The 7734-nt window shown below is 62.4% G+C and carries 8 protein-coding genes; 7 read left to right on the top strand and 1 reads right to left on the bottom strand.

What is annotated here, in order from left to right:
• From DXK50_RS25095 to DXK50_RS24615, 4 genes are all read left to right on the top strand, one after another.
• Positions 1-114, top strand: a 114-nt coding sequence (locus DXK50_RS25095; RefSeq protein ID WP_249186896.1) for a hypothetical protein, incomplete at its 5' end; no start/stop codon positions are given.
• Positions 99-1388: an OprD family porin gene (locus DXK50_RS24625; RefSeq protein ID WP_461818894.1), complete on the top strand. Its 1290-nt coding sequence runs from the start codon at positions 99-101 to the stop codon at positions 1386-1388. The genes DXK50_RS25095 and DXK50_RS24625, both read left to right, overlap by 16 nt.
• A gap of 116 nt (positions 1389-1504) precedes the next feature.
• The gene (locus DXK50_RS24620) at positions 1505-2428 is read left to right on the top strand and encodes an alpha/beta fold hydrolase (protein ID WP_212632122.1); all 924 of its coding nucleotides are present in this window, start codon (positions 1505-1507) and stop codon (positions 2426-2428) included.
• Between the two features lie 340 nt (positions 2429-2768).
• Positions 2769-4391: an MFS transporter gene (locus DXK50_RS24615; RefSeq protein ID WP_212632121.1), complete on the top strand. Its 1623-nt coding sequence runs from the start codon at positions 2769-2771 to the stop codon at positions 4389-4391.
• 87 nt (positions 4392-4478) lie between these two features.
• On the opposite strand, the gene DXK50_RS24610 is transcribed toward DXK50_RS24615, so the two are convergent.
• Positions 4479-5384 (bottom strand): LysR substrate-binding domain-containing protein, encoded by a 906-nt coding sequence (locus DXK50_RS24610; protein WP_212632120.1) that lies wholly within the window; start codon positions 5382-5384, stop codon positions 4479-4481.
• 156 nt (positions 5385-5540) lie between these two features.
• Here DXK50_RS24610 and ycaC point away from each other — a divergent pair, with 156 nt between their 5' ends.
• The 3 genes from ycaC to DXK50_RS24595 all read left to right on the top strand — a co-directional run.
• Positions 5541-6170: an isochorismate family cysteine hydrolase YcaC gene (ycaC, locus tag DXK50_RS24605; protein WP_212632119.1), complete on the top strand. Its 630-nt coding sequence runs from the start codon at positions 5541-5543 to the stop codon at positions 6168-6170.
• 180 nt (positions 6171-6350) lie between these two features.
• Positions 6351-6803, top strand: coding sequence for a RidA family protein (locus DXK50_RS24600; RefSeq protein ID WP_212632118.1), 453 nt, complete (start codon positions 6351-6353; stop codon positions 6801-6803).
• A 486-nt stretch (positions 6804-7289) separates the two neighbouring features.
• Positions 7290-7734: antirestriction protein ArdA (locus tag DXK50_RS24595; protein WP_212632117.1), on the top strand; the 445-nt coding region annotated here is incomplete at its 3' end.

The following is a 7734-nucleotide window of genomic DNA, read 5'->3' as shown; positions in this document are numbered from 1 at the left end:
GGCTCCTGCGCCGTGCATCAGCACCAGCATGATCGTGCGCGCCGCAGCAATGTGCCGGTCAGTGATCATCAGGGCTTCTGGGGGGCGTTCGGGTGCTCGTGCTTCGCGTTCTGAGTCTAGCCCCCTGCCGGCCAGCCCCTTGGGGCTGGCTGCTGGGTACGCTGGCCTTTGGCTGCGGCAGTCAGGCTGCGGCCGACCCGGCCAGCGCCGGCAGTTGGAACCTGCTGATGCGCAACTACTTCCTGCACAACGACCTGCGCGACGATGCCGGTCGGCAGAGCTACCAGCAGGAATGGGCGCAGGGTTTCATCGGCACGCTGCAATCGGGCTTCACCGACGGTCCGGTCGGGCTGGGCGTGGATCTGCACGGCTTCGTCGGCATCAAGCTCGACGGCGGCCGTGGCCACGCCGGCACCGGGCTGCTGCCCGTGGATTCCGACGGCCGCAGCCATGGGTACGCCTCCGCCGGTGGCGCACTCAAGCTGCGTGCCGGCAACCACCTGCTGCGCGTCGGCGAGATGACGGTCGAGACGCCGGTGTTCGACACCGGCGACAAGCGCCTGCAACCGGAGTACGCCACCGGCCTGATGCTCGACAGCACCCTGTCACCCGACCTGCAGCTGCAGGCCGGGCGCTTCACCCGCTTCAGGAACCAGGACGGCAGTTCCGGCCATGACGACTTCGGCGGCGTAGGCGCATCGACCCGTGGCGCGGCCATCAGCCTGGCCGGCGCACGCCTGTTCGCGACGCGCGACGTCAGTGCCGCCGTCTACGCCGCGCAACTCGACGACACCTGGCGTCAGGGCTACCTCAATCTCAAGGCCCGTCACGCCGGCTGGACCCTGGACGGCAACCTCTACCGCACCCGCGATGAGGGCGCGGCCCGTGCCGGCGAGATCGACACCTTGGCCTACAGCCTGCTGGGCAGCTATCAGCGTGGCGCGCAAACCTTCACCGTCGCCTACCAGCGCGTCGACGGCGACACGCCCTTCGACTTCGTCGGCGGCGACTCGATCTACCTGGCCAACTCGGTCAAGTACGCCGATTTCAACGGCGCCGGGGAGCGCTCCTGGCAGGTGCGTTATGACCTGGACTTCGCCACCTTCGGCATCCCTGGGCTGAGTCTGATGGCGCGCTATGTACGCGGCCATGGCATCGATGGCAGCCACGCCCCGGCCGATGGCGCCTACACCGATACCCGCGAGCACAGCGGCGGGCGCCACTGGGAGCGTGACATCGACCTGCGCTACGCCGTGCAGCAAGGCCCAGCCAAGGACCTACGACTGAGCCTGTCCCACGTCAGTCACCGCGGCAACGACGCCCAGGCGCAACGCGACATCGACCGCCTCTACCTCATCATCGAATACCCACTACAAGGCCTGCTCTGACATGACCACCGCCAAGCAATCGCCCTGAGCTGCGTTGAACCCGAAAAAGTGTTTTGCCGCAGATAGCAATGGTTCCCAAACAAAGTTATTCCAACTTCTAAAACCGAGGATACAAAATGAACAGAATCAAGTTGCTGCTAGCAGCTAGCGCGTTATTCGCCACCTTGGCTGCAAACATCAGCCAAGCTGATATCACCACGCCACAGGCCACCAGCTACATCACTACCAAGGACGGAGTACAGCTGTATTACAAGGATTGGGGACCGAAAAACGGTCAAGTCGTTACATTCAGCCATGGCTGGCCGCTGAATTCGGACAGCTGGGAAGCACAGATGCTTTTTCTGGCCGACAAAGGGTACCGGGTGATCGCACACGACCGTCGTGGCCATGGCCGCTCCAGCCAGCCTTGGGATGGTAATGATATGGATCACTATGCCGATGACCTGGCAGCCGTCATTGAGGCCTTGCATCTCAAAGACGTTACCCTGGTCGGTTTTTCCACCGGTGGCGGTGAAGTGGCTCGCTACATAGGGCGCCACGGCACCCGTCGCGTGAAAAAAGCGGTGCTGGTGGCAGCCGTGCCGCCACTGATGCTTAAGACAGAGAGCAATCCCAACGGTGTGCCTATGGAAGTATTCGATGGTCTGCGCAAGGCTTCGGTGGACAATCGCTCGCAGCTTTACCTCGATATCGCCTCCGGTCCTTTCTTCGGCTTCAATCGGGAGGGTGCCACCCCATCGCAGGGTCTGATCCAGTCGTTCTGGGTACAAGGTATGCAGGCTGGCCATAAAAACACCTACGACTCCATCGCGGCATTTTCAGCCACCGACTTTCGTGATGACCTGAAGAAGTTCGACGTGCCGACTCTGGTGATTCACGGTGACGACGACCAGATCGTACCCCTAGATATCTCGGCGAAGGCCTCGGCATCCCTGATCAAGGGAGCCAAGTTGATTGTCTATGCAGGCGCGCCTCACGGCTTGGCGGACACCCACAAGGAGCGTTTGAATCAGGACCTTTTGGACTTCTTACAGAAGTAAGCCAGGCGCCGAAATGGCTAGTCAGCGGCAGGATTGTGGAGGCACAACGATCTAACCATGGCAGGGCCTGGCTCTCGATGGAGCAAGGCAAGAAGGGGCAGATCAAGTGGCTGAAATATGCTCACAGTTGTCGGCAAGATGGTGGATGCCACCAGCGCGGCCGACAAGCTGCCCCTGCCAACTTGTCCACGCGCGTCGAGACAGGAACTAATGCCGTGCCGCTGACTGTCATCATCCACGAGTGCCCCGGTTATTGGGCCGCGCACTAGCATCAATCATGCACGGCACAGCAATGTCCAGGCCACAGATCGCTTAAACAACTATGACAAGGTCCGCTGCGATGACCACCGCCAAACCGTCGCCCTGGGGCGCCCTGAACCACCGCACCTTCCGCTGGCTGTGGCTGGCCAGCATTGCCTCGAACATCGGCACCTGGATGCATGAAGTCGGCGCCGGCTGGCTGATGACCAGCCTGTCGGCCAACCCCATGCATGTGGCGCTGGTGCAGGTCGCCGGGTCGGCGCCGATGTTCCTGCTGGCGCTGCCGGCCGGGGCCATGGCCGATATCGTCGACAAGCGCCGCTATCTGCTGGGCGTGCAGCTGTGGATGGCCGCCGTGGCTACCGCACTGGCAACGCTCACCCTGCTCGGGCTGACCAGTGTCTGGCTGTTGCTGGGCATGACCCTGGCCATGGGCGTCGGCACCGCGCTGATGATGCCGGCCTGGTCGGCGCTGACTCCGGAATTGGTGAGCAAGCGCGACCTGCCCTCGGCCATCGCCCTGTCCAGCCTCGGCATCAATGTCGCCCGCGCGCTCGGCCCGGCCATCGCCGGCGTGCTGGTGAGCCTGAGTGGCCCCTGGGCGACCTTCGCCCTCAACGCCCTGTCGTTCTTCGCGGTCATGATCGTGCTGCTGACCTGGAAGCGCGAGCGCCAGGTCGCGACCTTTCCGGCCGAACGCCTGCTGGGTGCCATGCGCGCCGGCTGGCGCTATAGCCGCGCCTCGAAGCCCTTGCAGGCGGTATTGGTGCGCGCGGCGGCGTTCTTCATCGGTGCCAGCGCCGGCATGTCGCTGCTGCCACTGATCGTACGGGGCGAGTTGCAGGGCAGCGCCAGCGACTTCGGCCTGATGCTCGGCAGCGTCGGCGTCGGCGCTGTTCTCGGCGCCACCCTGTTGCCGCGCATTCGCGAGCGCATCAGCAGCGATCGCCTGGTGCTGCTGGCCAGCCTGCTCTACGCCCTGGTGCTGCTGGCCCTGGCCAGCGTGCGCCACTTCGCCGCCTTGCTGCCGGTGATGCTGCTCAGCGGCGCGGCGTGGATCGCCGTGCTGTCCAGCCTGCAGGTCGCTGCGCAGACCTCGGTGCCAGATTGGGTACGCGCACGGGCGCTGTCGGTGTACATCCTGGTGTTCTTCGGCAGCATGGCTGCCGGTGGCGCGCTCTGGGGTTTCGTCGCCAGCCATGCGTCAATTCCGCTGGCGCTGTTCGCGGCCGCCGGCTGCCTGGTGCTGGGCCTGCTACTGAGCGCCAGGTTCCCGCTGCCGGTCACCGCAAGCGAAGACCTCGCGCCCTCGCTGCACTGGCCTGCGCCGATTCTCGCCGACGAGGCCGATCTCGAGCGCGGCCCGGTGATGGTCACCCTGCACTACGACATCGCGGCCGAGCATGCTGCAGCCTTCCGCCAGGCGATGAGCGAAGTGGCGCGCATGCGCCGGCGCAACGGTGCCTTCTCCTGGGGGCTGGTGCAGAACAGCGAGAACCCACGGCACTGGCAGGAGTTCTTCTTCGACGAATCCTGGCTCGAGCACCTGCGCCACCACGGCCGGGTAACGCGTGCCGAGCAGCGCATCGAGGCTGCCGCCCGGCAGTTCCAGACGGCCGGCGTGGCGATCCGTATCGATCACTTCCTGATGCCGGCCCGGCAGGCCGCTCAGCCAGCCGAGGTTGGCCAGGCCGCGTCGTGACACCATGGCCGCCCAGCACCCGCTGGGCGGCTCATCTTTATGCGCCGAAGGCGCCGTTAGCCCTGGCTGACGGCGCCTTCGGCATTTCTAGGCCATGTCGCTCTGGCTGAATTCCTCGGCGAGGAAATCGATCAGCGTGCGCACCGAAGGCAGCAGGCCGCGCCGCGACGGGAAGATGGCGTGGACGATGCCGCACTTGGGCGCCCAGCCCGGCAGCATCTCCACCAGCTTGCCGGCGGCCACATCTTCGCGCACGGCAATGCAGGGCAGGTGGACGATCCCAACGCCTGCCAGCGCAGCGTCGCGAAGGGCTCGCAGGTCATCGGTGATCATCCGTGGCCGGTGCGCGATCAACAGACGCCCGTCGTCCGGGCCAAGCAGCTCCCACTGGTAGTCGCGTTGCGACCCACCCCAATGCAGGCTCGGTAAACTGCCCAGGTCCTCGGGCTGGAAATCCTTCGGCAGCGACGCCAGCAGATCTGGGTGACCGACCAGGCACTGGGTGCTGGCGGCCAGTACCTTCATCACCATGTCGGTGTTTTCCAGAGGCGGAAAACGCACCCGCAGGGCCACGTCGAAGCCCTCATGCAGCAGGTCCACTCGGCGGTTGGTGCTCTCGATGTACAGCTCCACCAGCGGGTACTTGAGCATGTAGCGCGTCAGCATCGGCCCGACCCAGGAATTGAGCAGCGTGGTCGGGCAGGCCAGGCGTACCAGGCCGCGCGGCTCGGCGCGGTTGCGTTCGATCACCTCCGCCGCGCCTTCGGCCTCCACGCGCATGGCCAGGCAGCGCTGGTAATACTCCTGACCGATTTCGGTGAGCGACAGGTGTCGGCTGGTGCGATGCAGCAGGCGAACGCCGAGGCTTTCCTCGAGTTGAGCGATGCGCCGGCTGAGCTTGGACTTCGGCATGTCCAGCGCACGCCCCGCCGCGGCGAAGCCGCCTTGCTCCACCACTTGCGTGAAGTAGTAGAGGCTGTTGAGGTCTTCCATTGATCGTTCTCCAAATGGAACGCTAGAGGCAATTTTCGCAGTCTAGTCGGAAAAGGGTCTCGAATTTAATCTTTCTTCCATGCAGTGACGCACTGCTGAACGAAAACCCACTCACCGGCGTAGCCGGCACATTGAAAACAATTCGAGGACTTCACCATGACCAACGCCACCTACAACCGCCTGGACAAAGACAACGCCGTCGTTCTGCTGGTCGACCACCAGGCTGGCCTGCTCTCGCTGGTGCGCGACATCGAGCCGGACAAGTTCAAGAACAACGTGCTGGCCCTGGCTGATCTGGCCAAGTTCTTCAACCTGCCGACCATCCTCACCACCAGCTTCGAAACCGGCCCCAACGGCCCGCTGGTTCCCGAGCTGAAGGAAATGTTCCCGGACGCGCCGTACATCGCCCGCCCTGGTCAGATCAACGCCTGGGACAACGAAGATTTCGTCAAGGCGATCAAGGCCACCGGCAAGAAGCAACTGATCATCGCCGGCGTGGTCACCGAAGTCTGCGTAGCGTTCCCGGCCCTGTCGGCCATCGAAGAAGGCTTCGACGTGTTCGTGGTCACCGATGCCTCGGGCACCTTCAACCAGATCACCCGCGACTCGGCGTGGCAGCGCATGACTCAGGCCGGCGCACAGCTGATGAACTGGTTCGCCGTGGCCTGTGAGCTGCACCGCGACTGGCGCAACGACGTGGAAGGCCTGGCCAAGATCTGCACCGATCACATCCCGGACTACCACAACCTGATGACCAGCTACAGCGCCTTGACTACAAGCAAATGAACCCTTGGTGGGCGGAATTAGAGCACACATGTACAAGGTTTCGTTGTTCCTAGCTGTATAGCATCTGTTAGCTCTGGGAACACTCGAGCAAAGAACCGTTTACTGCGAGCCATCAGCCATCTTTTTACTGGCTGATGGCTACCCCCCTACTGCAAGCAATTATCGATTGGAGAATATGTAATGGCTAACCAAAAGAATCTTCCGGCAAAGAAAACCGCAGGCTTCGGCGTCGCTTGGGAGGGCTTGTACGGCTATGTGCAGGCCGTTCAGGTGAAGGACACAATCTACCTCTCTGGTCAGTTGAGTCATGATACCGAGGGCAATCTCGTAGCACCGGCAGTTCTGAACGAGAGTGGCAGTCCCGTTGACTTCTCTACGATGGAAGACCAAATGCGGCAGACATACAGCAATATTGTCGATCTGCTGGCTGAGTTCGGTGCGACTCTGGACCATGTGGTGGAGGAAACACTGTTTGTGATCGACGTGCCTGCAGCATTCGCGGCTGCTGGTAAAGTTCGCAAAGAATTCTACGGCGCTGAAGTACCTCAAGTCGCCAGCAACCTGATTGGCGTATCTAGTCTTGCGTTCCCTCAGCAACTGATCGAAATCACTATCCGTGCTGTGATTGAGTAAATCAGTTTCCGAACTGCTGTCAGCTCAAGCGTACATCGAGCCCAGCATGATCGTTATAGGCGTATGAGCCGATTAGGAATAATAATCGCCTCATACGCCTTGTGCTTTGGAGGCATTGCCGCTCGCCGAGCGGCAATGCATCAAGCTAAGGCGCTTGCTCCAAACGAAGGAAAAAAGAGCTCAGCAGCAAGAAAGCGTACATCTCAATTGCTGCTACTCAGCGTCCGCTTTTGGCCGGTTCCGGCCAGTTACCAACTGACGAGACACGTTGCTGTCACCACCCGTGGTGACGGCTCTCCCCTTTCCAAAGCAGGGGTTCTTGCCCCCTCAAAATCAAGAAAAATAGACGGTTTCCACCCGGCCGCTGCGCTGGGTGGAGCCTCCGCGATTTTTCCTGATTTTTTCACGACCGCCTTAGTCGCCCTAGTCGGCAGGGGTTCATGCGCAGCGCAAGCGCAGAACCCTGAAGACGAAGGAGCGAAATCCATGAGCGAATACATCAGGATCTACGTTGCCGACCTGGCCGCCTACAACGCCGGTCACCTGCATGGCGTCTGGATCGATGCCACCCTGGGGCTGGACGACATTCAGGCGCAGGTCAGTGCCATGCTGGCAGCCTCACCGGTCGAGAGTGCGGAGGAATATGCCATCCACGACTTCGAGGGCTTCGACGGCTACCGCCTCGGCGACTACGAGGGCCTCGAAAACGCCCATGAGATCGCCTGCTTCATCGAGGAATACCCCGCGTTCGGCGGCGCCCTGCTCGACCATTTCAACGACCTGGAGCAGGCGCGCAAGGCGGCCGAGGAAGATTACTGCGGCTGCTACAGCTCGCTGGCCGACTACGCCCAGGAGCTGACCGAGGAAACCAGCAGCATTCCGCAGCACCTGGTCATGTACATCGATTACCGCGCTATGGCCCGTGACATGG

It is taken from the genome of Pseudomonas sp. KB-10 (genome assembly GCF_018221585.1).
GTDB classification, from domain to species: Bacteria; Pseudomonadota; Gammaproteobacteria; order Pseudomonadales; family Pseudomonadaceae; genus Aquipseudomonas; species Aquipseudomonas yangonensis.
This window is presented reverse-complemented; position numbering and strand designations above follow the sequence as displayed.